At 33.9% G+C, this 25,065-nt stretch carries 20 protein-coding genes; 6 read left to right on the plus strand and 14 right to left on the minus strand.

The window, feature by feature from the left end; all coding sequences use genetic code 11:
- Positions 1–60: 60 nt before the first annotated feature.
- Positions 61–2,028: a PTS sugar transporter subunit IIABC gene (locus tag LAB100_RS06935; RefSeq protein WP_119326470.1), complete on the minus strand. Its 1,968-nt coding sequence runs from the start codon at positions 2,026–2,028 to the stop codon at positions 61–63.
- Between the two features lie 207 nt (positions 2,029–2,235).
- Between LAB100_RS06935 and LAB100_RS06940 the strand changes: the two genes are divergently transcribed.
- Positions 2,236–4,935 carry a glycoside hydrolase family 65 protein gene (locus LAB100_RS06940; protein ID WP_119326471.1) on the plus strand — a complete coding sequence of 900 codons (2,700 nt, stop codon included), beginning with the start codon at positions 2,236–2,238 and terminating at the stop codon, positions 4,933–4,935.
- A 114-nt stretch (positions 4,936–5,049) separates the two neighbouring features.
- Here the strand turns inward: LAB100_RS06940 and LAB100_RS06945 are convergent, their stop codons facing one another.
- Complete coding sequence (locus LAB100_RS06945; RefSeq protein WP_119326472.1) at positions 5,050–6,381, minus strand: dihydrolipoyl dehydrogenase family protein; 1,332 nt, start codon at positions 6,379–6,381, stop codon at positions 5,050–5,052.
- A gap of 169 nt (positions 6,382–6,550) precedes the next feature.
- On the opposite strand from LAB100_RS06945, the gene LAB100_RS06950 reads away from it, so the two are divergent.
- The gene (locus LAB100_RS06950) at positions 6,551–7,912 is read left to right on the plus strand and encodes an MATE family efflux transporter (protein ID WP_119326473.1); all 1,362 of its coding nucleotides are present in this window, start codon (positions 6,551–6,553) and stop codon (positions 7,910–7,912) included.
- Between the two features lie 75 nt (positions 7,913–7,987).
- Here the strand turns inward: LAB100_RS06950 and LAB100_RS06955 are convergent, their stop codons facing one another.
- Positions 7,988–9,025, minus strand: a complete 1,038-nt coding sequence (locus tag LAB100_RS06955) for an alpha/beta hydrolase fold domain-containing protein (protein WP_119326474.1) — start codon at positions 9,023–9,025, stop codon at positions 7,988–7,990.
- A gap of 141 nt (positions 9,026–9,166) precedes the next feature.
- On the opposite strand from LAB100_RS06955, the gene LAB100_RS06960 reads away from it, so the two are divergent.
- The 3 genes from LAB100_RS06960 to LAB100_RS06970 all read left to right on the plus strand — a co-directional run bounded on the left by LAB100_RS06960 (position 9,167) and on the right by LAB100_RS06970 (position 11,924).
- Positions 9,167–10,138 (plus strand): ROK family protein, encoded by a 972-nt coding sequence (locus LAB100_RS06960; RefSeq protein WP_119326475.1) that lies wholly within the window; start codon positions 9,167–9,169, stop codon positions 10,136–10,138.
- Positions 10,139–10,267: 129 nt separating this feature from the next.
- The gene (locus LAB100_RS06965; protein WP_119326476.1) at positions 10,268–11,110 is read left to right on the plus strand and encodes an AraC family transcriptional regulator; all 843 of its coding nucleotides are present in this window, start codon (positions 10,268–10,270) and stop codon (positions 11,108–11,110) included.
- A 19-nt stretch (positions 11,111–11,129) separates the two neighbouring features.
- On the plus strand, positions 11,130–11,924 hold the full coding sequence (locus LAB100_RS06970; protein ID WP_119326477.1) for a Cof-type HAD-IIB family hydrolase: 795 nt from the start codon (positions 11,130–11,132) through the stop codon (positions 11,922–11,924).
- Between the two features lie 81 nt (positions 11,925–12,005).
- On the opposite strand, the gene LAB100_RS06975 is transcribed toward LAB100_RS06970, so the two are convergent.
- Both LAB100_RS06975 and LAB100_RS06980 read right to left on the minus strand, forming a co-directional pair.
- Entirely contained in the window at positions 12,006–12,614 is a 609-nt protein-coding gene (locus tag LAB100_RS06975) for a sugar O-acetyltransferase (RefSeq protein WP_119326478.1), read from the minus strand.
- A 97-nt stretch (positions 12,615–12,711) separates the two neighbouring features.
- The gene (locus LAB100_RS06980; RefSeq protein ID WP_119326479.1) at positions 12,712–13,281 is read right to left on the minus strand and encodes a cob(I)yrinic acid a,c-diamide adenosyltransferase; all 570 of its coding nucleotides are present in this window, start codon (positions 13,279–13,281) and stop codon (positions 12,712–12,714) included.
- 155 nt (positions 13,282–13,436) lie between these two features.
- Between LAB100_RS06980 and LAB100_RS06985 the strand changes: the two genes are divergently transcribed.
- A complete protein-coding gene (locus LAB100_RS06985) occupies positions 13,437–14,156 on the plus strand; it encodes an MIP/aquaporin family protein (protein WP_119326480.1) in 720 nt (239 codons plus the stop codon).
- A gap of 271 nt (positions 14,157–14,427) precedes the next feature.
- Here LAB100_RS06985 and LAB100_RS06990 read toward each other — a convergent pair whose 3' ends face one another.
- From LAB100_RS06990 to LAB100_RS07025, 9 genes are all read right to left on the minus strand, one after another.
- On the minus strand, positions 14,428–16,092 hold the full coding sequence (locus tag LAB100_RS06990; protein WP_119326481.1) for a glycoside hydrolase family 13 protein: 1,665 nt from the start codon (positions 16,090–16,092) through the stop codon (positions 14,428–14,430).
- Positions 16,092–16,919 (minus strand): PTS system mannose/fructose/sorbose family transporter subunit IID, encoded by an 828-nt coding sequence (locus tag LAB100_RS06995; RefSeq protein ID WP_119326482.1) that lies wholly within the window; start codon positions 16,917–16,919, stop codon positions 16,092–16,094. Before LAB100_RS06995 ends, LAB100_RS06990 begins: the two co-directional genes overlap by 1 nt.
- Before the next feature lie 22 nt (positions 16,920–16,941).
- Positions 16,942–17,766 (minus strand): PTS mannose/fructose/sorbose/N-acetylgalactosamine transporter subunit IIC, encoded by an 825-nt coding sequence (locus tag LAB100_RS07000; RefSeq protein ID WP_119326483.1) that lies wholly within the window; start codon positions 17,764–17,766, stop codon positions 16,942–16,944.
- A 17-nt stretch (positions 17,767–17,783) separates the two neighbouring features.
- Positions 17,784–18,275, minus strand: a complete 492-nt coding sequence (locus LAB100_RS11685) for a PTS sugar transporter subunit IIB (RefSeq protein WP_246001289.1) — start codon at positions 18,273–18,275, stop codon at positions 17,784–17,786.
- Positions 18,276–18,287: 12 nt separating this feature from the next.
- Positions 18,288–18,719 (minus strand): PTS sugar transporter subunit IIA, encoded by a 432-nt coding sequence (locus tag LAB100_RS11690; protein ID WP_246001290.1) that lies wholly within the window; start codon positions 18,717–18,719, stop codon positions 18,288–18,290.
- A gap of 123 nt (positions 18,720–18,842) precedes the next feature.
- On the minus strand, positions 18,843–21,410 hold the full coding sequence (locus tag LAB100_RS07010) for a sigma 54-interacting transcriptional regulator (RefSeq protein WP_119326484.1): 2,568 nt from the start codon (positions 21,408–21,410) through the stop codon (positions 18,843–18,845).
- A 448-nt stretch (positions 21,411–21,858) separates the two neighbouring features.
- A complete protein-coding gene (locus LAB100_RS07015; RefSeq protein ID WP_119326485.1) occupies positions 21,859–22,527 on the minus strand; it encodes an ECF transporter S component family protein in 669 nt (222 codons plus the stop codon).
- Positions 22,517–24,118: an ABC transporter ATP-binding protein gene (locus LAB100_RS07020; RefSeq protein WP_162894209.1), complete on the minus strand. Its 1,602-nt coding sequence runs from the start codon at positions 24,116–24,118 to the stop codon at positions 22,517–22,519. The genes LAB100_RS07015 and LAB100_RS07020 overlap by 11 nt, the downstream gene beginning before the upstream one ends.
- Entirely contained in the window at positions 24,052–24,978 is a 927-nt protein-coding gene (locus LAB100_RS07025; RefSeq protein ID WP_119326487.1) for an energy-coupling factor transporter transmembrane component T, read from the minus strand. The genes LAB100_RS07020 and LAB100_RS07025 overlap by 67 nt, the downstream gene beginning before the upstream one ends.
- Positions 24,979–25,065: the final 87 nt, after the last annotated feature.

Consider the following 25,065-nt stretch of genomic DNA (forward strand, 5'->3'; position numbering starts at 1 on the left):
TTATATGACAAACCTTTTAATAATCTAGTGAAAATTAATAATAAAATAAATTCTTTAATATTAGTTAGCTTGTGCAGGTTCACGACTACCTAATCTTACCTTTTCAACGGCATGACTCTTCTCAAGATCCTCTTCTTTGAATCCAAAGAAATATGTACATGTGAAGGAAACGATAATTGTGGCAACTGAAGCAATTAGATAACCTGTGAAACTACTATCGATACCTTTAGGATTAATGAATGATGCAAAACCAATTAGAGATCCAGCGAATCCCCACATATCAACATGCATCAAACCAGTAATCAAACCGCCAACAGCACTACCAATATTAGCAGTCCAGAAAATACGACCGTATTTCAAATTAATACCATACATTGCAGGTTCTGTAACTCCGGCAAAAGCTGAAAGTGTTGCGGCACCGGCAATTTGTTTCATATCAATATTCTTCTTTGTCTTAACGAAGACAGCCATAGCTGCGGCACCTTGAGCAACCATTGTAGCTGAAACAATGGCGTTCAAAGCACTGTGTCCAGTTGTAGCAATTTGGCTAGCAACAACTGGAATAACTGCCCAGTGTAAACCGAAAATAACCAAACATTGATAGAATCCACCAATAATCAATCCTGAAATAGCAGGACTAAACTTCAATAGAGCAACAATACCGCCAGCTAAGTACGAACTTAGCAAAGTGATAATTGGTCCAACAATAACAATAATGATGGCACTGACAATAAATACTTCTAGTAATGGACTTAAAATCATACGTAATGACATAACAATATGTTTCTTGAGCCATGGTTCAACTTTTGAAGCAATCCATGCAGCAGCAATCATTGGGAAAATTGAATAAGTATAATTTGCAATATGAATCGGAATACCAAAGAAATCACCATTGATATTCATAGCTGTACTACTTGTTTTACTTGCAATCTGTACCAAAGTTGGATATGCCAAAACACCACCGATAACACCCATGATGATTTGATTTGCGCCTAATCTCTTAGCAGCAGTAAATCCAACTAAAATAGGTAGAAAGTAGAATACAGAATCACCCATTGCATTAATAATCATGTAAGTAGAACTTGTTGCCGAAAGCCATTTTGCCGAAACAATCAGTGACAAAAGACCTTTCAAAATACCTGAAGCAGCCAACAAACCAATAACTGGCATCATGCTGGCAGTGATTACACCAATTAGAGCACTAAAATAAAATTTGGTCTTTGGCCAAGCACCCTTAGGTGCCACAGCCTTTTCTGCCTTAACTTCAGAATCTCCACCAAATCCAGGTCCTAAAGCTTTAACTACGGCATCAAAAACGTCTTCAACAGCTGGTCCGATAACAACTTGATATTGTCCACCTGCCTTAGCAACATCTAAGACGCCTTTCATATTCTTGATAACGTCATCGTTGGCCTTGTTATCATCCTTTAAATAGAAACGAACACGGGTGATACAATGGATAACATTTTCAACATTACTTACGCCACCAACATTCTTGACAATGTCTTTACCTAACTCATCATAATCAACATTTTTACTTGGTTTGGCTGTTGTCTCACCTGGAGCCATTGGTTCAACTTCAGCAACCTCTTGTCCGGCCTTAACAGTACCCTTGTCAACATGTATTGACTTAACTGTTTTAGCTGTATTAGTAATAGCTACGATAACATCTGTTACCTTACCAGCTTTCTTAACTGCATCAATATCCATTGTTGCAATCTTATCGCCAGCTTTAACGGTATCCCCTTCTTTAACATAAAGTGTAAAAGGATCTCCGTTTAATTCAACTGTATCGACACCCATATGAACCAATACTTCTAGCCCATCATCTGTACTGAATCCAACAGCGTGTTTGGTTGAAGCTACCAACATAATTTTACCAGAGACTGGAGCGACCACCTCTTGACTAGTAGGAATAACCCCATAGCCTTCACCCATATCTTTTTCAGAAAACATAGGATCATGGACTTCAGTGATATCAATTGCTTGTCCAGAAATAGGAGCAAGCATCTTAACTGTACCTTTCATCGAAAGCACCTCCTTAAGCATTAGTAACCGGTTACATCTACATCTATTACTATAATACATCTTGTCATGTATAAACATCAAGTTTTGATATAACTTATTATAAAATCTGCGTTAAAACAACATATTGAGGGTGTATAATATTGACTGTACGGATATGTTTAAACATATAGACTAATTATACTTTGCTATTTTTTGGAGGAATTAATTATGAAACCATTATATTTAACAATTACTGATGATCAGATTATGTACTCAGATAGTGAAAGTACCACAGATGAAAAGTCCTATAAATTTACTTTTGATGATGGACTAAAACAGGATTTACAAAACTTCAAAGATAGTCTTACCGACTCTAATGACCTTTTAATTATTACTAATCCTCGTCAATATCTTTTAAAGGAAAACGCTCTTAAATATCAAGATAAAGTTATTGATTTTGGAAATGAATTGGAAAATATCTTTCACGTTCCTGTTGTTAACTTGGAAGACACGATTGATACTAAATTATCAATTGCCCGTGAAAAGGAATTAAAATATTCCACTTGGCACTTGGATTATTATGGAATTGATCACAATAAACGCCAATACGGACAAGAATCAATGCAAACGGTTGGCAATGGTTTCTTTGGATTGCGTGGTACTTACTTTGAATCGAAGGCTAATGATGATAATTATCCTGCTACTTATGTTGCCGGGGTCTTCAATCAATTAGCTACCCCTATTAATGGAAGAAAGATTATTAATGAGGACTTAGTTAATTTACCTAACGCCCAATATATAACCTTTAGTATTGACGATGGTCCTTATTTTCAAATCAAAGAATCTGACATTCAGGAATCTTTACGTTCATTAAATATGAAAGACGGCTGTTTTACCACTATTTTGATAGTTCAACTGAATGATGGTAAAAAGTTACGTATAACAGAAAAAAAGGTTGCTGACATGATCAATTACCACGACTATTACTTACAATATTCAATTCAACCTTTGAACTTCTCCGCCAAAATAAAAATTCATACTGAAATTGACGCTTCAGTTATTAATTCCAATGTTGAAAGATATCGTAATTTAGCTAGTAAACACTTAGTAACTGATTCAATCGACAATCGTGGTGATGCAGCTATTTTATTAGCTCATACAACTCAATCCAAAGTTAACTTAGCATTTAAAACTCAACTAAATTATTCAACAATCGAAAACTCAACTTACACTGCTCAAAACTCTGATGAAATTGCCAGTCAAAATGTTACCTTCCACGCAGAAGAAGGAAATATTTATACTCTTGAAAAATTCGTTGCAATTTTTACTTCTTTAGAAACTAAAGATAATCTTGACCAAATTATTATTGATCACAAATTTTTACCAAACTTTGAACAAGCAGCTCAACAAACTCTTGATGCTTGGAAAAAGATTTGGAAAAAAGAAAATATCATCGTTACTGGAGATATCACTGCTCAAAAGTTGCTTCGATTAAATACTTACAGCATGACTACTGCTGCTCAAATCAATGCCAACAAATACCTCGATGCATCAGTTGGTTCACGTGGTTTGACTGGTGAAGGATATCGTGGTCACATTTTTTGGGACGAATTATTCGATATGAATTTCTATGTGCTACATTATCCCAAACTAGTTAAAGCTCTTTTAAAGTACCGTTACAACCGTCTTGGCGCTGCTATGGATTATGCATCTGACGACAATTATCGTGGTGCTATGTATCCTTGGCAAAGTGGTATGTATGGCGATGAACAATCCCAAGAAGTTCATTTGAATCCTATCACTAACACTTGGGACCCTGATAATTCGCGTAAGCAACGTCATGTTTCTTTAGCAGTTGCCTACAATATTCTTAATTACTACAATTTAAGTCAAGATGAACATTTCATGGCTCATTATGGATTAGAAATGTTATTGAATATTACTCAATTCTGGATTGGCATGTCAAAATTCAATAAAAACACTGGTAAATATACCATCGCTAATGTCATGGGCCCTGACGAATTCCATGAAGGCTATCCTGGTAAAGATGACGAAGGACTTAAAAATAATGCTTATACCAATATCATGGTCAGCTGGCTTTTCAAACAAGTTAGCCAATTAATTGACCAAGAACCAGTCGGCGTTATCGAAAGTAATCTTAAACGAACTAAATTTAGCAGCGAAGATATTCAACTAATTGATGATATCAGACACAATCTCAAATTGGATTTCAAAGAGGATATTTTAGGACAATTTGAAGGTTACTTTGACTTAAAGGAATTGAACCTCGATAAATATCGTCAAAAATATGGCAATATCTCTAGAATGGATCGTATCCTTAAAGCCAATAATGATTCCCCTGATAATTATCAAGTTGCCAAACAAGCTGACACTCTAATGGCGCTTTTCAACATTCGTGAAAGTGACTTTCTTCAGATCATGTCCGATTTAGGCTATCCAATTGGCAATTCAGAAGAGTTCATTAACGATAATATTCAATACTATATTGATAGAACTACTCACGGATCAACTTTATCAAGAATTGTTTACTCAATGTTAATGTTAAGAGTCAACAACAATAAAGCTGCCTGGAAATTATTCTATGAAGCGCTAACTAGCGATTATTACGACATCCAGGGTGGAACTACCGCCGAAGGTATCCATCTTGGTGTAATGGGAGCCACATTAAGCGTAGTAACTTCATATTTTGCTGGAGTTGACTATCGTGGCGATAAATTGGAAATCAATCCTAATATGCCAGAACAATGGGGGAAAATTGATTTCAAGATGACCTTCAAGAATATCAACTTTGCTTTCCAAGTAGCACAAGAAACTATTACTATGCGCGCTGATCAAGATACCGAAGTTATCTTTGGTGGCAAAAAGCTTCCATTAACTGCTGACCAAGAAATCGAATTAACTTATTAGTGTTCGATTAAAAAAAACAGGATCTATTGAGAAATTCAGGCATATTTTATACGCCTCGAATACTTTCAACAGATCCTGTTCTTTTTTTCTAATTCGAAGCTTAAAAAGATATTTTTAAGCTCTATGCCATGCAGCATAACCAATTGTTGGGAACAATCCAACCAAACGGCTTACTTGTTCACGATCCATCTTAAATTCAATAGCTGGTAACAAGGAATTAACTGCATCTTGCGCTTGATCGCTTATTTCTGTAACCCCAACTAAATGCCCTTCTTTATCATGAATCTGTTTGCTTTCGGCAATCGGTTCTTTATCAACACGATAATACCAATAATTAGCTAAATCATTGGTTGAAACGTCGAATCCTTTCTGCTTTCCTTCTTCAACAGAAACTCCGGCTTTGGCAATTCGAGGTGAAGTGAAGACGACTGAAGGGATAACTGGAAAATCGATTGGTTCTGTAGTTTGACCTGAAAAGAGTTTCATCAAATATTTCGATTCAAAGTAAGCAGCTGGTGTAACTTTAGGTTGATCATTGGAAACAACGTCCCCCGCAGCATAAATATTATCGACATTTGTTTGTAAATAATCATTCACAAAAATACCAGTCTTATCAAATTTGATACCAACCTTATCTAATCCTAAATTATCCAAATTAGGAATTCTACCAGTCGCATCCAAAATCCAATCAGTTTCTAAAGACTGATCTTTTCCGTAATTGATTCTGTAACTGTCATTATCTTTTTCAAATGACTTAACTTGAGCATTTTCAATAAACTCAACGCCACGTTCCTTCAAATCAGTTACAACTTTTTGGACATATGGTTGATAGAAGTTTCTCAAAATTTTGTCAGAATGCAACATCACTGTCACTTCAGCACCGGCAGCATTAGCGATAGTAGCAAATTCCATACCGATATAACCAGAACCAATAACAGTAATCTTAGATGGTAAATGTTTAAGATTCAAAAAATCTTCGCTATCATGTGCTAATTCTGTTCCAGGAATATCTAGTCGATGAGGTCTTAATCCTGTGGCAATCACAATCTTTTCAGCTGTCACTTTTCTACCATCAACTGACAAAGTGTGGTTATCAATAAATTCAGCATATCCTTTAATAATTTTAGCGCCATTACTCTCTAGACGATTTGTTAAATCTTGTGGCAAATTGTCAATGATATCTTGCTTATGTTCAATATTCTTAGACCAATTAATGGCCAAATCTCCTTGCAAAATATCTCCCATGCGTTCAGCTTCACGAGTCATCTTCACTGGCTCATCAATTGTTATCTTTGCATTACAACCACGGTTAGGACAAGTTCCGCCGATCAGACCACTTTCAATCACACCAACTGAAATACCTGTTGCAGCCAATGGTGCAGCACCGTCAAAAGTGGCATGTCCAGCACCTATGTATAAAACATCAAAATCGTATTTTCCAGACATAAATTTTCCTCCAGTAATTGTTAATATAACTTTAAGATAATTCATTTCTAATATCATGACAATATATTTGATTATATAGACAAATTTACCTTTTAATGACTTTTATCAGCACTAACAATTTTAAACATGCTAAAATAGTCGTAATCTTTATGAAAGGGAATTTAGACATATGATAGATCTGACACAAGGAAGACCTATGAAAGTCATATTTCTGTATACGATTCCTTTATTATTAGGTAACTTTTTCCAACAATTTTATAGTTTTATTGATACTTTGATCGTTGGAAAAACAATCAGTGTTGATGCTTTGGCTAGTGTCGGTGCTACGGGGGGATTAACCGGTTTAGTCATTGGTTTTGCTCAAGGTATGACTAGTGGTTTAACTATTTTAACTGCTAAAAAATATGGGGCCGATGATGAAGAAGGTGTTCGTAAAAGCTTTGCATCAGGAATTATTATTTCTATTTGCATTGCTGTTGTTTTTACGGTTTTAGCTCTTTTAATTGCTTATCCACTACTCGTTGCTATGCAAACGCCAAAAGTTTTAATTCATGATTCATTTATCTTTTTGGAAATTATTTTTGCAGGAATATTTTCTTTTGTTGGTTTCGACTTTTTGGGTAATACTATGCGAGCTTTAGGGGATTCTCGAGTACCGCTCTTCTTTTTAATTGTAAGTACAGTTCTCAATATTGTTTTGGAGCTAATTTTTATCCTTTACTTACATATGGGCGTAGCTGGTGCTGGTCTTGCTACAGTTGTTGCACAGACAATTACCTTTATTATTTTATATTTCTACATTCGTAAACATATTCCTTATTTGATTTTAACTCGCAGTGATTTTAAGATCGACAAAGCGGAAATCAAAGAGTTATTAACAATCAGTTTACCTATGGGATTTCAATCTTCAATTATTGCAATTGGCTCCATTATTCTACAGGTTATGCTAAACACTTTGGGGGCAAACGCCGTGGCTGCCTATACTGTAGCTGGTAGAGTTGAACAGATTGCTACTTTACCTGCTTTCAGTTTTGGACTTGCTTTGGTTAACTACACCGCTCAAAACCTTGGTGCTGAAAAATTCAAACGAATTCTTGATGGCGTTAAGGCTGGAATTATCATCTCAGTTACATCTAGTCTAGTCATCGGTGGTCTCTTGATTGTTTTCGGACGTAGTATCTCTCACTTATTTATGAATGGAAGTCAGGACCAAGTTCTAAATTTGGTTCAAATTTACTATTATTTTAACGGATCAAGTTACTTTATTCTTTCAATTCTTTTTATTGTCAGATACACACTACAAGGTCTTGGCAATCAAAAGGCTCCAACTATTGCCGGTATTGCTGAACTATTAATGAGAGTCTTTGCGGGCATTGTTTTGATCAGATTATTTGGATTCTATGGTGCCGCTATGGCTAACCCATTAGCTTGGGCTGGTTCGGTTTTGGTTTTAGTAAGCACTTGGAATATGGAAATTAAGAAACTCAGAAATATGAATCATCTATTGCATCAAACCGAAGACTTGTCTTAATTAACAAATAAAACCGACTTGAATTTTTTGACAAATTCAAATCGGTTTTTTATTTACATTATTATGACTTCTATTTTAGTTCAATTCCTTGGCACATTCGTTTAAAGCGTCTTCTACAGCAGGAATTCTACCAACATAATTTAGAAAAGCGTGTCCTAATCCACCATAGCGAATATATTTAGCTCGATATCCTGCCATACCAACTTTTTGAATAAAAGCTTCATCTTGTAATCTAAAAGGATCAAATTCTCCGGTCATAACTACGATATTCTTAAAGAATAACGGTTCTGCATAGAGTGGCGACAATATCGGAGCGTTCAAATCAATCTCTTGATGATTTAGGTAGTAGCCCGTCATAATAGTATCTAGTTGTTTAAATTGCGTATAATTATTGTGCAATGCCCGTCTTTGCTTGTCATTAATAGGAATCAAACGGTCATTCCACAAAGATCCATTGTGATCTGAACCATGCACAACAGTGGGATAAAACAATATATGTTTATAAATTTCCACAATTCCCATTGCATGAGACATCTGACTGACACCTAATACAATAGAGGCACCGGCTGAATCTCCTGATAAAGAAATTTGCTGATATTTATTTTTAATAGCCATTAAAACCGATAAACAATCCTCAATTGCTGATGGATAAGGATTTTCTGGAGCTATTCCATAATCAACGCTTAAAATAACTCCATTAAATTTTGTAGCTAAAAGTGTCAAAAATGGTAAAGTATCTTCTGGCGTACCACCGTAATATGCACCACCATGTAAATAAAGCAAAACTTTTTTAGAATTAATTTTCTTTTGAGAAATTTGCAAATAGCGAACATGTCTTCCTAATGTATCCGCATACTTACTCTCGACTGAAATATTATCATATTTAATTTGGGGAATGTCGTCATGACTGTTGCCATCACGCAATTGAGTTAAATCATCTGGCAAACTTGGCTCATCTGAAAGAGTTTTTAAATGGTCATAGATCATAGGATCATAAGTATGCTTGTCAATTCGATCCTTTACAATCATTTGGACATTCTGCAAATGTGGAATATCCACAGATTCAATCTGATTTAAGCGACTTAATTCTATATTATAGTCATTTTTAATCATAACTATCGCCATCCCTTTTACTAATAATATAAGTATTTATTTATACCATTAGTATACATGATGTTTAAACATCTTAGCATCTAATTCACAATAATTATTTTTATCAAACTTGATACTATCCAAAGGAGTTTACTCTAAAATATGAACAACAAACTATCCACCCGACAACAAAATTTACAAATCATTTTGAATTTATTGGATGAACATTCACAGTTATCTGCCAAGGAATTAGCAAATTTAACTGGACTAAGTATTGTCAGTATTAATAAATTGCTAGACATCATTAACTCCAAAAGTAATATTATTACTAACGATTTTCTCAATACCAAAGGCCGAAGGGCCAAAGTTTATAAAATAAATTACGATGCGAAATCATTAGGCGTTCTCGAACTAGTTGAAATAGACAAAAAAATGATGGCTATTTACTATTTAACTAATCTTAGAGGTCAAGCTCGATTCAAAACTCTAAGTCATCAGGAAATAACCTCAATCAAACAACTCACCAAGTTTATAAAAACTGAAATCAGCGAAAATAAACCTGATCGAATTATCATCGGCTTCCCTGGAGCAGCATTAGATGGGTATTTACAAACCAGCGATATCAAAGATCTCCAAGGCATCAATCTATCCCAAACGATTCAAAATGTTACTGGAATTTCCACTACAATCGTCAATGATGCTAACGCCAGTACTTATGGTGCTGCTAGAGAATTAAATGAATCTCAAAACATTGCCGTAGGACTTTATTTTCCCCACTACCTTGGATTAGGAATTGGTATCGTAATTAATAATCAATTGATAAACGGTGCCGATGGTTTAACCGGTGAAGCGCAATACAGTACCATTTCTAGTGATTTAAATGCCGTCGAAAAAATTATTCAATACGCTCAAAATATCATTAGTTTCCTTAATCCTAATCTGATCATCATTTATACTGAAAAAATCAAATTAACCGATAATCAAATAGAAACAATTAAACAAACTCTCAAAAAAAGATTACCTGTATTTCAAAACTATCGTTTAGACTTTAAACGCAACTTTGAAAATGACTATTTAATCGGACTAGCAACAATTGGGCGACAAAACATTTTGAAAGAAATCATCATTAATTGAAAGCGCTTTTTAATTTTGGTATAATGTCCATAACTTAATTAACTAAGTTTAAAAAGGATGTAACTATATGCTAATACTCAATTTTCGTCAATGTAGAACTAATCACATTACTACGAGGAATTCACTTTATTGACCATCAAACATGAAATAGTCCAACTCAATTCTAAGCTCCCCTTTAAATATTACTTACACAATGAAAATTCATCAAAATCAGTTGCTCCACATTGGCATCAGAGTATAGAATTAGGTTTCCTAGTATCGAATAATCACCTTGAATGTAAAGACAATAACTCAACTTATCATTACCAAAAGGGTGACATTTGGGTTATTAATTCTAGAAATATTCATTCTGAAGTATTGGATACAACAAAGTCCCTTACGGAATTTTGTTTAATAATCGACTACGAATTTCTCCAACAGGCCTATCCTAAAATTGATCAGCTCAAATTCAATTTGCATGGTCGGCCTAACTCTATTAAGGAATTAATAGCCTATCAAGATTTAGAAAAGCATCTCAAACTGATGATTCAACTTCTTCAGGAACCAAGAACCGGCGGTATTACTTTGGAACTGACAGGTCAAGTTTACTTAGTTTTAGCTAACCTAATTGAAAATTTTTCTTATGAAGATTCTGAATCTTCAACAAGAATTAATGACAATTTTATTGATCAAGCCTTGAAATTAATCAACAGCAATTATATGACTGATTTAACTAGTAATAATTTGGCCAAACAACTTAACATCTCTATTACTGCTTTAAATCGCCAATTTAATCAAACCGTACAAATGCCGATTACCCGTTATATCACCACTGTTCGACTTTTAAACGCTCAAAAGGAACTGCTAAATACAACTAAGAATATCGATTTAATTGCAATTGATTGTGGTTTTTCCAGTACCAAATCTTTTGTAAGAAATTTCAAAAAATGGAAAAAAATCACACCATTCCAATACCGCAAAGTTTTTCACTAAAATTCGAGAGGAATTTACTATGACAATAAAATTAGTTGCAACCGATATGGACGGAACATTTCTAAACGACGCTAAACACTTTGACAAAAATCGTTTTCAACGCGTTTATGATTATATGCTTAAAAATAATATTCAATTCGTATCTGCCAGTGGTAATCAATATTACCAACTAAGAGATTTCTTTAAAGATTTCCCTGAAACACTCTTCGTGGCTGAAAATGGTGCTTTGATTGGTAGTCATCAAAAAGTCTATCGAGCTGACACTTTTGAAACAGGCACAGTAGAAAAGACACTTCAAGTCCTTGACAAACTCCCTGCCATTAAAGTTGTTATGTGTGGCAAAAAGTCAGCTTATCTCTCTAAAAATGTTGACGCTGATTTCTTTAAAATGAGTAAATTCTACTTTCCAGAAATTCAAAGCGTTAATAATCTAAATGATATTGATGATGGTATACTCAAATTTTCTGTTAATTGTCCTAATGATGAAACGGAATTTTACATGGATAAACTAGCCGATTTGATTGGACCTGAAGTTTCGATCGTATCTAGTGGTCACGGTGATATTGACGTTATTCGTGCCGATGTTAATAAAGCTACTGGTCTTCAATATCTTTCAGAAAAATTGAATATTAAACCCGAAGAGATGTGTGCCTTTGGTGATGGCGGTAACGATTTAGAAATGCTCCGTTATGTTGGACATGGTGTTGCTATGAAAAATGCCACTCCTATTGTTCATCAAACCGCTGATTTTGAAACAGTTGACAATAATCAACAAGGTGTAATTAAACACTTAGAAGAAATTTTTGAACTTTAATATATCTGTCTATCTTCATATTTGGATATTTATATAAAAATAAATAAGGCATTCGGTCAATGACCGAATGCCTTTTCTCGTTTAATTCTCAAAATATTTTTGTTTTTCTAATTCCCAATACTTTTTATCGTCAGCATTTATTTTTCTTAAAACTCGACAAGGATTACCAACTGCAATCACGTTATCAGGGATATCTTTAGTAACAATGGCTCCCGAACCGATAACTACATTATTACCAATCGTTACACCGGGATTAACTACCACATTGCCTCCAACCCAGACATTATCGCCAATCGTTATTGGTTTACCATACTCCAAGGCCTCATTACGAACAACTGCATCTATTGGATGTCCCGCCGTATAAAGACCTACTCGTGGTCCGAATAAAACATTATTACCAATTTTGACATTAGCAATGTCTAAGATAATACATTCGTAATTAGTATAAAAGTTATCGCCAACTTCTGTATTGCATCCATAATCTGTATAAAACGGTGGCTCCAAATGTACTCCTTGACCACTCTTCTTGAATAGCTTTTGAATAATTTCAAGTCGTTGTTTGTCTTGATATTCAGTGGTTTGATTATAGGTACGTACTAATTCTTTAGCCCTGAAAAAATCTTTTCTCAATTCCGAATCATTAGCAATATAAAGATCCCCAGATAACATTTTTTCTTTCTCGCTACGCATAAATTTACCTCAACTTTGCTTGATCACTTTAAGGATATCAGTTTTTAATAATAAAAAATGCCCACTTTTAAAAGTAAATATGGTCATTCTTGTAACCCTATCTAAAAACAGGTTTGCTATTACGGTATTGAATATCATCTACTCCATCCAAAACATTACTGAAACGGGCAGCGGCAAAAAAATAATCAGATAAACGATTAATAAATTTCAAGACAGCCTCATTAATTGGTTCATTTTGCATCAATAAAACAATTTCTCTTTCGGCTCTTCGAGTAACGGTTCTAGCCAAATGCAAATTTGCGGCTGTCTTTGAACCACCTGGTAAAATAAATTTTTGAGTTGTTGGTACTTTGTCTGAATATTCATCAATTTTTCTTTCTAACCAATCAACCGCACCATTCTCATCCTTAAAAATAAACTCATGTTTCTTATCAGTTGGAGAAATCGCCAAGTCAGTTCCACAATCAAATAACAATTGTTGGATTTCTTCCAATTCATCTTTCAAGACACTAGTTTTAGTAGACAAATTGGCAATAACAACTCCAACCAATGAATTTAATTCATCGATTGTGCCATAAGAATTTATTCTTGGAGCAGATTTATAAAGAATATCGTTGCCAATAATCCTTGTTTTTCCTTTATCACCGGTTCTTGTATAGATTTTCATTTTTATACTCCTAGTTTAAATTAGCTATGAATTAATATCATACATTCTATAATAAATTATCAATACTTTCACAATCAAATTACATAGCTTTATCCACTTTATCTATGTATAATATCAAATGTAAGCGTGGTCATTGTGAAACTGGAGGAAAACTTATGCATGATAGTTTGATGTTACAATTAGTCGGCGAATTCATTGGTACCATGATTTTGATTCTACTTGGTGACGGTGTTGTTGCTGCTGTAAGTCTAAAAAAGTCTAAAGCTGAAGGTGCTGGTTGGATTGCCATTGCCATCGGTTGGGGATTAGCAGTTACTTTAGGGGTTTATTGTTCCGCCTTTTTAAGTCCAGCACATTTAAATCCCGCCGTTACTTTAGGAATGGCTATTGCTGGGGTTTTCCCATGGTCATCAGTTATTCCTTACATGATTGCTCAAACTTTAGGTGGTATCGTTGGTGCTGTTATTGTTTGGCTCAACTACTATCCACACTGGGAAGAAACTGACGATCCACAAGCAATTTTAGGTGTCTTTGCTACTGGACCTGCCATTAGAAATTACCTCTTTAACTTTATTAGTGAATTTATTGGTACATTCGTTTTAGTTTTCGCTTTATTAGCATTTACTCGCGGTAAATTTACTGAAGGTCTAAATCCTATTGTTGTTGGTCTTTTAATTACAGCAATCGGTTTTTCACTTGGTGGAACTACTGGATACGCCATCAATCCAGCTCGAGACCTTGGACCAAGAATTGCTCATCAAATTTTGCCAATTGCTAACAAGGGCAAATCCGATTGGGCATATAGTTGGGTTCCTATCTTCGGACCATTAGCTGGTGGTGCCGTTGGTGCTTTACTATATTTATTAATTCCATAGAAAATTTAAGTGAAAAAGAAGGCTGTGACACAAGTCCTCAAAAGAAAAAGCCAACAAACGAAATTTTATATTTCATTTGTTGGCTTTTTCTATATTATAAGGCACTTTTCCCGAAAATAGCTCCAAATCCAAGTAAACAAAAACACCAAAAACTGAATATCAGAAAGCTGGTAACGATGCCTTTTTTAGAAACAAAAAGCTTCAATGTGAGTTTTTAGAAATTCACATTGAAGCTTTTCTAATTAAGAGTCTGTTTTGTCACAATCCTTTTTTATTTCTTTAAAATTCTGGCCTCATAAGGTCTCAGTATTTTTAATTTTTCACTCTCGTAATTACTTATGATAGTTTTATAATCGCTATATTTGGATAAAACATCCACTTGTTGAAGTTTATCAGACAAGTTAGCTACAACTACCCATTCGTCAGCACCCAAAGTTCTAGTGTAAATAAAAATACTTTTATCATCCGGCAATAATAATTTAAATTTACCATCTTTTAAAATATTTTCTTTGTGACGTAATTCAATCAATTTTTGGTAATACTTAAAGACTGATTTATCAGATTTAAGATCCCTTGAAACATTTAGATTTTTATAATTAGGATTTAATTTAAACCATGGATCTCCTTTAGTAAATCCGGCGTTTTCACTACTATCCCATTGCATTGGTGTACGAGCATTATCACGGCTTATCTTTCTGGCAGCCTTTAAGAAATCAGCTTCACTGATAGTCTTCTCTTTCCTTACTAGCTTGTCATAATTAGTTCTCAGCTCTATATCTTCGTAATCTTTCAATTCAAACTCAGGGTTAGTCATTCCTATTTCTTCGCCTTGATAAACAAAAGGTGTTCCCTTTAATCCATGCAATATCGTCGCAAAGGCCGTGGCTGATTCATAACGATAGTTCTTATCATTACCCCACCTTGATGGTGTTCTTGCACGGTCATGATTTTCAAAATATAACGCATTCCAACCGTGTCCATCCAAAGTATTCTGCCAATTGGCTAAAGTTCTCTTAAGCTGGACAACATCAACTGGTTGAATTGCCCATCGACCATTTACATCGCCTGGTTTACGGTCCACATGCATGTGTTCAAAAGTAAAAATCATATTCAGTTCTTCGCGGTCGGGTTCAACTAGTAATCGGGCATCCTTACTTTTACTGTCTGGAGCTTCACCGACACTCATCATTGAAAATGGTTTAAATACTTCCTGATTCATTTCGTGAATAAACTCATGCATTCTTGGTCCATTATTCTGATTTCCAACAACGTATTTTAACTGATGTGGATTAGGATTGTTAGGAAATTCTTGATTCTTAGAAATAGAGGTGATCACATCCATCCTCCATCCGTCAACACCATGAGCTTTCCAATATCTCATAACATCGTAAATAACCTGTCTAACCTTGGGATTTTCCCAATTCAAATCTGGTTGTTGCTTTCCATAATAATGCAAATAGTATTGTTTTCGATTATCATCATAAGTCCAAGCTGACCCACCGAAGTTTGAACCCCAGTTGTTGGGTTTGCTTCCATCCGATTTAGGATCTTTCCAAATGTAAAAATCACTGAAATAATTATTCTTAGATTTACAACTTTCTTCGAACCAAACTGATTTATCAGACGTATGATTAGCGACCATGTCCATAATAATTCTGATATTTTTCCTATGAGCATCTTTAATTAACTGTTCAAGGTCCTTATTATTCCCAAACATCGGATCAATCTTACGATAGTCAGCTATATCATAGCCGTTATCAATTTGCGGAGATAAATATATAGGACTAATCCATAAAGCATCTACACCTAGCTCTTTTAAATAATTCAGTTTAGTATCGATGCCTTTTAAATCACCGATTCCATCGTTATTAGTGTCTAAAAAACTCTTGGGATAAACCTGATAAATTACCGCATTTTTCCACCATTCTTCATTCATTAAACAACACCTACTAATGCTAATAGAATTGAAATAACAATAGTTCCTAAAATTAACCAATTAATTGAAACGTTCTTTTTCTTTAATAACCAGAAGCATAATAACGTAATTGATAATGGTAAAATACCAATGAAAATTTGATTTAACATTTGTTGCGATCTAAGAATTGTCTTACCGCCTACAACCATGTTCCACTTCAAATCAAATTTGACCATGTTACTAGTCATAGCTCCAACCATCATTAAACCAACGATACTTGCGGCCTTTGTCAAAATATTGATCAAACCTTTTTCATACAATTCACCGATATAATTTGATCCCAAAGTATAACCCAATTGTCCGCCATACCAACGAACCAACTGTACAGGGATATTAAATAGCAATAAGAAAATAATTGGTGCAGCGATATTACCGTTCTTAGCCAAACTAATAGCAATACCTGCAGCAATAACCCTTAAAACACCCCAGAAGATTGAATCACCAATACCTGCTAGTGGCCCCATCAAACTGGTTTTGATAGCGTTAATAGATTCAGCGTTGAAATCATCACTTTCACTATTCTGTTTTTCCATAGAAGCTGTAACACCCATAACAAATGGTGCCATGGCTAGATTCGTATTGAAATATGACATCTGACGAATCATAGCTTCTTTTTTGTCTTCTTCTTTTTTGTAGAATTTATTAATGAATGGCAACATTGAATATTCAAATCCTGACGCACCTTGCTTAGCTGGAGTAACAGCTGAATACAAAGTAAATGAACGCCAATACATTTGTCTCATTAACTTCTTTTCGTCTTTCGACATATTTTTCGATAATTTACTCATAATATTCTTCTCCTAATAATTATTAACTAAAGAAATCATCATTTTCTTGTTCATCTTTTGTCTCATTGTTTGTTGTAGCTGAGGCAACAGGTTTTGCGGATACTTTTCCTTCAAGACCATGTAATTGATAATCTCTTTGCGCTACTAAGATAGCGATAATTGTTCCCATAACAGCTACGGCAATAAGTGGCATCTTCAAATATGCAACGATCAAGAATCCTAAGAAATAGAAAGCTGAAATGTTCTTATCCCAAAGAATCTTCATCAACATCGCCATACCAACTGCAGGTAAAACATTACCAGCGACTGTTAATCCATGAACAATAATATTAGGAATCATTTTTAATACCTTTTGTGTTGCTTCTGAGCCAAAAAGCATTGCGAAGAATGGAATTAGTGAGTAAAGGAACCATTGCAAAGTCCACAAGCCAAAGTGCAACCTGACGATTCCCTTTTGATTGCCCTTTTCGGCCATACTATCAAATTTACTTGCGAAAGGACCAACGACAGCAACATAAATCAAAGTCTTAATTTGTAATCCAATAATACCTAAAGGAATTGCAAGTGGTAGAGCGACTCCTAAACCACCATGCATCATAATGGCAAAGGCAACGGCTAGAGCACTGGCAAGTCCTGGTTCGGCAGCACTGGCACCACCGATATTAACGATACCCATAAAAATAGTTTCTAGAGATGCACCAATCATCAAACCAGTTTTTACATCTCCCAATAATAAACCGACCAGTGGCCCAATGACGATTGGTCTTCCTAACATTGAAAAACCTAATAATTCTTGACCACCAACGGTTAAGAATACAACTATGGCAACTGCGAATGCTTCATACATTTTTACTTCTCCTCATCTTATAGATTCATTTTTTGAATGAAATCAGTAGCTTTTTCTTTTTTATCTGTTGGCAAATTTTGTAATGCTGTTTCGGGATAAATTTCAACCAATTTCTTCAGCGACTCGATTTCTGGCTTAGTCAACATTACAAACTGAGTTAATGTTGTCTTAGGATCTGTTGATGCCTTACCAACATTTCCTAAATTGACGTATTGAATATCTGAAACTTTTTCTGCCAATTTTTCAGCATCCCCAACTGTTCTCACTAGAACAAATAATTTCATATTTTGGGCACGAGGGTCGTTTAATAACTCAATAGCACTGTCGACAGTTTTAATAATTACTTTGATTCCAGATGGTACAGCCATTTTCAAAGCCATTTGTTGAGTTTCATTAGCGGCAGTTGCATCATTAGCGACAACAATGCCATCAATGCTCATTTCCCTTGACCAAACCATTGCAATTTGTCCATGAATTAATCTTTCGTCAACTCTCATAATTCTAATCATTATTATTTCCTCCTAATTGAAAAAATCTTCATTATCATTTTTTGAATCATTATTATCATCATTTAATTCGACAGTTCCTAAACTACTTCTGCCGACTTCTATAAGTTTCTTAATATATGTGGAATTCACATCCTCTTTTGAGAGGATAGCCTCAATTACCACCGGCAAGTTAAAACCATAAACAATAAAAATGTTCTTATTATCTTGTGCCTTAACAGTTAATCGTTGATTAACACTACCACCCATTAAATCTGTAAAAATAATTACTTTATCATCATCTGTAAACGTATCGAATAATTTATCAATTGTTTCGTTTAAATCATCATTCTTTTTTGTATAAGCTGAAATATAACTAACATTATCATTGTGCCCGGCAAAGAGCTCAATTGTGTTCTTCATACCTTCAGCCATACTGCCATGTGAAGCAACAACTATCTTTTTCATTTATTTTTTCCTCCTCACTTTTATATAAGCAAGTTTCATGCCAACTTTTATAAATAGCTTTAAATTAAGCTTTTGAATCATAAAAAAAATAAGTGCTTAACAAAAGTTAAGCACTTATTTTACTTATATATAAAAATGTAGGAGTTGATACATCAACGATATCTCGTAATCGTTAACTTCAAAATTGTATTTTAATTCAATTCCTTTAAATATTGTCTTAGAAACTGAATAGAATTCCTTTTCCTTATCTCCTTCAAATGAAACACTTGGATTCTCCTGTTTATGGGAATTTACCAGCATTCGTTCAATCATTAATGACAAATGCATATAAAGATTCAATTTGGTTTTACCATCTAAGGAGATATCATAGTATTCTTGATATCTTTGGGTAATGAGTTGAACTTCATCAATAACAACATCCGGATTAAGAAATTGTAAACGGTCTTTAATTCCTTCTATTGTAAAGAACTTCAGCATCTTATTCATCAAGGATTCAATATTAGGTTTTTGTTCACCAGAGTTAAGTAATAATTTTTCAAATTTAGCATAACCATCCTTTTCCATGATGTCATATATATTGATAATATCGATATCTAAATTAGTATCTATATCAGTTGTAGTCACCACAAATTTAGTTTTATCAAAAAATTTTTGCTTGTGATTCTCTAAAGTCTGTTTCAGATCCTTATAATCCATAGTTATGATTTCAAATTTATTAGATAAGCTTTCCAACATCATTCTTTTAATTTCTTCAGACAGACCAACTCCAGACATACAAGAAACTACGATATTAGATTTATCGGAAAGCCCCTCATAATATTGAGTACCACATGCCTGACCAAATTTATTGGCTGCCTGCGTAACTTCTTTAAATCCATCGTTACGCTGAATCCTTATTCCAACGTCAAGAGCTGTTGCTGTTGTGACATTATTAATAACTAATAATTCACAATTAGAATACTTTTTAATTTCCGAAAACATTTGCGTTAATGAACCCATATCAAACAGTACGAAGATTCCCTTATGATCATGATCTTTCTGCTGTCTAATGTACTTCTGTACATAATTGTTAATTTCACGAATGGAGACATCAATTGGCATATCAAATGCTTCAAAAATATAATTGCCACACAAGTTATTAACAACACTCTGAATACTTGTAGCCGTGCTATCTCCATGTGCCAAAATAATACCTGTATATTGGATACTCTCAATCTGCTGAATTTTATCTTTAAACAACAATACTAACCAAGGTATATTAAATTCCTTAAAGCTTTTATCATCACTAATCTGACTTAATAGTTGTTTATAAACGTACATTGTTCGTGGATAAAGTTCTTCAAAGTCATTATTAAGTTCTGACATATTGATTTTTCTATAGTCTGTAAAGTAATATAACGACAAGCCAAAACTAATCTGTTCAATATCTGCATCGGATAATTGTAATTTGATTCCATACCTTTTTGATAAAGTAGTGCTAATTCCCTTTTTCAATTTGTATTTAATAGACTTAACCAGATTTTCATCCATTAAGTAATTAAGCTTTCTTAAAAATTTCATCAATAATAATATCTGATTGAAAATTGTATCCTTTTTAGAAGTCGACTCTTTCAAGGCCCTATGTAGTTCATCAATTAAATTCGTTTCATTATCGATATCTGTAGTCCGATCATTTATATCAGATTCTTTATCAATAACTAAATAGTTACCTTTACCATCTGACTTAGAACCTATATAGATTTCTTTATCCTGAGAATTCTCGGTATAGGCCGAAGCACACAATAGTTTAACTTGATTCTCCATGGCTCCAATATTACCTGATGCATTATTCTTCGTTAAACCTTCAATTACTTTATTAGAAACATAAAACCGTCGATCAATTCGTTTGGCTTCTTCTTTAAAAGCATTGGTAATCAATGCCAATCTCTCCGTAAGTGGACGATCTTTGAATGCTGGTAAAGATACATGTAGTGGAACTCTTCTAACAAAAGTCTTTAATAGAAAATTGTCTAGGTTCTCTGTCGTAGCAAAGATAAAACGCACATTTACTTTATGAGCATTTTCATTCTCACCTAAAGGATAAAACTCACCTAAATCTAGTAGGGAGAATAACTTTTCTTGACTCTCCTTTGGCAGTCTATGTACTTCGTCTAAAAAGAAGTATCCATTATCAGCTTGATCAATTAATCCTAATGTATCCTCATTGGCACCGGTGAAGGCTCCCTTTTTATATCCAAACAATACTGAAGAAAGTAACTCCGGATTATTGGCATAATCAGCCGCATTGAGTGTCACAAATTTTGCATCTTCGTCGATAACTTTCATTCTTTTCGCTTCATTATAGATATTTTTGGCTAAAAAACTTTTCCCCACACCACTAGGCCCAGTAATAATCAAAGGAAAACCCTTTGGAGGGTAAACGATGGATTCTCGACATTTTTTAACAATATCTCTTAAACTGCCAGAATGACCAATCAAATTTTGGAATGGAGTATTATTTTTTGCAATTTTCCATAAAACTGGTCTACCATTCTTTTTACTAAGTTTACCTTCTTTATATAATTGCGACAGATAAATACTAATAACATTTCGGCTTAATCCCGCTGCATCAGCAATACTCTTAGTATCAACCCAGTCATTTACATATTTTTCCTGTATTAACTCAAATATTTTATCTACTGATTTAGTCACAATTCGTCCTCTTTTTAAGCACTTTAAAAAAATTAAGCACTATTTATGATAATACAAGTGCTTGGCTTTAGTTTAACTGTTTAGTATCAATTAAGCACTTATTTTTTTAAATCCTATAAATTCAGTCATAGAATAAATTTTTATTCCTCTTAACAGTCGCAAACTAAGGATGATCTATGACATCATAATTTTGACCAATATGCTGGAATCCGAAAGTATCTCCTAATTCAAACAAGCAAAAAAACCAAAAATTAAAATCATATTCTCAAACTAATAATATTGAATATCAGAAAACTAGTATCAATGTTTTTTTTAAGACCAAAAAGGCTTCCATGTGAGTTTTTAGAAATTCACATGGAAGTTTTTCTAATTAAGAGACTATTTTGCACAGTCCTTTTTTGAATACTATTCTTAACTAATTTCTCATTACCAAGAACAATCACTTTTCTTAATTCTCAAACAAATCATATTTTCTCTTATAACCATTAAACAACTTGATCCAACGCTTCCCTACTATCAGTAACAAAACACCAGTAAAGAGTGCATGAACAAAGTCAAAGTAGAAACTAGCTAAAATTGATGTCAAAACACTCTTAAAAGTAATCGGATCAACGTATCCAATAATGTAATAAATATCCATGATCCAACCCATTATAAAACCACTGGCAAATCCCCAGACAACTAATACCCATCTAGGAACTCCTTGATTCAACAAGCCTGACACTAGTCCAATTACACCTAAAGCAAACATCTGCCATGGTGTCCAGACGCCCTGTCCAAAGTACATATTTGATGTTAAAGCAATAATTGTCCCCATCAAAAATCCGGTCTCTGGACCACTAACAATGGCTCCCATGATCAAAATAAACAACTCTGGCTTAACAGCCGGTAAGGCAGCAAATATAATTCGACCAACGACTGCTAAAGCACAGATAATGGCGATAAAAACTACTTCTCTTGAATTATGTTGTCTTCCTTCAAATTTAAAAAAGTAAATTCCTAAAGTTAAAATCAAAAAGCCAAAGGAAAATAATAAGTAATTTTGACTAGAGAAAATCATCATTAATACTAATACAGCAACTGACAAAACTAATAGTGAAATTGATTTACGATTCAATTTTTTGAATATCCTTCCATGATAAGGCGTACGGGAATATTTCTCGCAAAGCCTTATTTATTTCCGTTGTATAAAAGAACTTGTCACTAAAAAATTCTTTTGGCGTTGAAAAATCACTTAATTTACCGTCAAACATCATCGCTACTTCATCACAGTAATTAGCCGCAAATAATAAATCATGACTGTTGACGTAAAGCGTACCACCAGCTCGTTGGAATTTTTTCAACATCTCTCCTAATTGAATTCTCTTATTAGGATCTAAGCCCTTAGTTGGTTCATCTAAAAATAACAATTGTGATTGTTTGATAAATCCTAACGCCAAAGCTAAGAATTCCTGTTGACCACCACTTAAATCATAGGGACTTTGTTTGGCAAAGTCGGTTAATGAAAATTCTTTTAAGACATCTGCTAACTCAAGTTCTGAATGACTCTGTTTCAACTGATACTGCAATTCTTCTTCGACCGTATCTTTAATGAATAAAGTTGCTGGATTCTGCGGCAAAACAAACACTTGTTGATAAAAGCTATCGGTTAACTTTTGACCATTAAACTTTAACTTACCAGACTGCTTCGTTAACTGGCGAGTAATAGTTTTTAACAAAGTAGTTTTTCCCATCCCATTAGGTCCTACAACACAATAAGAACGACCTTGTTTCAACTGAAAACTAACATTATCGACAACCTTTCGACCATTAAAATCAAATTGGAAACTGACTTTTTTGACCGAAAAAATTGATTTATCACTTGATCTATTATAAATAGGCTCCAAAAAATCTAATCGTTCTTGATTCTGTGAGACCAATCTACTAAATTCCTTATTACTAACGGGCAACTGAATTTGCGGTGTTAATTGCAATTCAAGCACTAATCGATCAACTTGAGTTAAATAATTTTTATAGTTAGGCAAGGTATAAATTTCTTTCAAAGCTTGATCAACTGCTTCATCTAAAATTAAATTACCCTGTTCCATAATAATTAAACGATTCGCAAACTTAATAACCTGCTCTAATTCATGTTCTACTAACATTATCGACATTGAAAACTCTTCATTGACCTTATGAACAACTTGTAAAAGCTTCTCAGAAGCAACTGGATCTAATTGTGCTGTTGGCTCATCCAACAATAAAACTTTTGGTTTCAATATCAATGCACTAGCCAAATTGATCAACTGTTTTTGACCACCAGATAAGTTCGTAACTGGTTGATCTAACAATTCAATAATTCCTAGGAAACTGGCAATTTCAGTGATCCGTAACTGAATTTCATTTGTGGAACAGCCCTGATTATCCAAGACAAATTTCAATTCATCTCGAGGTGTCTCCATTATCAACTGATTATCGACAAACTGCGAAACATAGGCAAAATTAGTTGTATCACGATTCAGTGACGTTTCAATTTCTCCACTAACTACTTTACCCGTGGCTAACTGTGGCAATAATTGTTTTAAAAAAGTACTTTTTCCACTACCAGTGGCACCAATCAATGTCACGAAATCACCTTGATACAGAGTAAAGTTCACATCTTCTAGCGATAATTTTTGGCTGTTATTGTATCGGAAACTGTAGTTTTTGAAACGTAATACTTCCACCATAAGTAATTTAAGCCTCCCATCAGCCATGGTAATAGGATCATCAAACAATTAAGCACAATGATCAATAAAATATTTCTATTAAAAGAAATTCTTAAATTAGCCGAACCAAAATTGATCTGACCAACCTTTAAACTCAACATAATTAAATTAAAAATAACTGACATCACAATTAAACCAATGATACTCCAGTCATATAATTTAAATTCGATCTTACCTAATTTTTTCTGACGCTGCTCGTAACCTTTTAAAATTAAAGCATCGGATACATTCATAAAATTAGCTACGACCTTGTTCAAAATAATTTCATTCAGATCAATCGCCTGTCGAAGTTTTTTCCACAGACCCTGTTCATTATTAACTTGACGAAATTTCAAAACTTCCTTGGTATCTGTATAGATTTCAATAATTCGTGGAATAAATTTTATCGTTAAGATAAAGATGATTGCAATACTTCTAAAAAAATTCGACAACAATTCAAAAATAGCTTTTACCCGAATCAAAGCATCGTATAAATAAAACGACCACAATAAATTTACAAACGAAATCCCTAGAATAATCCCGTTCAATAGCGATTCGGTAGTAATCTTTAACAGTGGCAATGTCAGTAAAATAGTTGTCCCCCGTTGATTCAAAATCAAATTGAATAATACGGTTACGATAAAAATTACGCTAGAAAACTTGAGATATTTTTTAATTCTGTCTCTACGAGTCAAAGTTGCTATCAGTAACAAGGAGATAAAGCCTACAATTGAAATAATTGGGTTGTTATAGAGCAAGGCTATTAAGATAACATTGATCAAATAAGCAAACATCGTAATACTATTACTGTTCTTTTGAAAATTTTCAATCATTCGATTCATCGCCTTACCCCCTTAGTCAATATTCTTATTCTAACTTATTACTAAAAAAAATCTAATTGATTCAACGAGATTTTATTTTGATATAAT

Origin of the sequence: Companilactobacillus musae, from assembly GCF_003967595.1 — a bacterium.
Classification (GTDB): domain Bacteria; phylum Bacillota; class Bacilli; order Lactobacillales; family Lactobacillaceae; genus Companilactobacillus; species Companilactobacillus musae.

Coding starts and splice junctions, on each gene's coding strand:
- LAB100_RS06935 (WP_119326470.1), bottom strand. CDS start 2,028: ATGAAAGGTACAGTTAAGATGCTTGCTCCTATTTCTGGACAAGCAATT.
- LAB100_RS06940 (WP_119326471.1), top strand. CDS start 2,236: ATGAAACCATTATATTTAACAATTACTGATGATCAGATTATGTACTCA.
- LAB100_RS06945 (WP_119326472.1), bottom strand. CDS start 6,381: ATGTCTGGAAAATACGATTTTGATGTTTTATACATAGGTGCTGGACAT.
- LAB100_RS06950 (WP_119326473.1), top strand. CDS start 6,551: ATGATAGATCTGACACAAGGAAGACCTATGAAAGTCATATTTCTGTAT.
- LAB100_RS06955 (WP_119326474.1), bottom strand. CDS start 9,025: ATGATTAAAAATGACTATAATATAGAATTAAGTCGCTTAAATCAGATT.
- LAB100_RS06960 (WP_119326475.1), top strand. CDS start 9,167: ATGAACAACAAACTATCCACCCGACAACAAAATTTACAAATCATTTTG.
- LAB100_RS06970 (WP_119326477.1), top strand. CDS start 11,130: ATGACAATAAAATTAGTTGCAACCGATATGGACGGAACATTTCTAAAC.
- LAB100_RS06975 (WP_119326478.1), bottom strand. CDS start 12,614: ATGCGTAGCGAGAAAGAAAAAATGTTATCTGGGGATCTTTATATTGCT.
- LAB100_RS06980 (WP_119326479.1), bottom strand. CDS start 13,281: ATGAAAATCTATACAAGAACCGGTGATAAAGGAAAAACAAGGATTATT.
- LAB100_RS06985 (WP_119326480.1), top strand. CDS start 13,437: ATGCATGATAGTTTGATGTTACAATTAGTCGGCGAATTCATTGGTACC.
- LAB100_RS06990 (WP_119326481.1), bottom strand. CDS start 16,092: ATGAATGAAGAATGGTGGAAAAATGCGGTAATTTATCAGGTTTATCCC.
- LAB100_RS06995 (WP_119326482.1), bottom strand. CDS start 16,919: ATGAGTAAATTATCGAAAAATATGTCGAAAGACGAAAAGAAGTTAATG.
- LAB100_RS07000 (WP_119326483.1), bottom strand. CDS start 17,766: ATGTATGAAGCATTCGCAGTTGCCATAGTTGTATTCTTAACCGTTGGT.
- LAB100_RS11685 (WP_246001289.1), bottom strand. CDS start 18,275: ATGATTAGAATTATGAGAGTTGACGAAAGATTAATTCATGGACAAATT.
- LAB100_RS11690 (WP_246001290.1), bottom strand. CDS start 18,719: ATGAAAAAGATAGTTGTTGCTTCACATGGCAGTATGGCTGAAGGTATG.
- LAB100_RS07020 (WP_162894209.1), bottom strand. CDS start 24,118: ATGGTGGAAGTATTACGTTTCAAAAACTACAGTTTCCGATACAATAAC.
- LAB100_RS07025 (WP_119326487.1), bottom strand. CDS start 24,978: ATGAATCGAATGATTGAAAATTTTCAAAAGAACAGTAATAGTATTACG.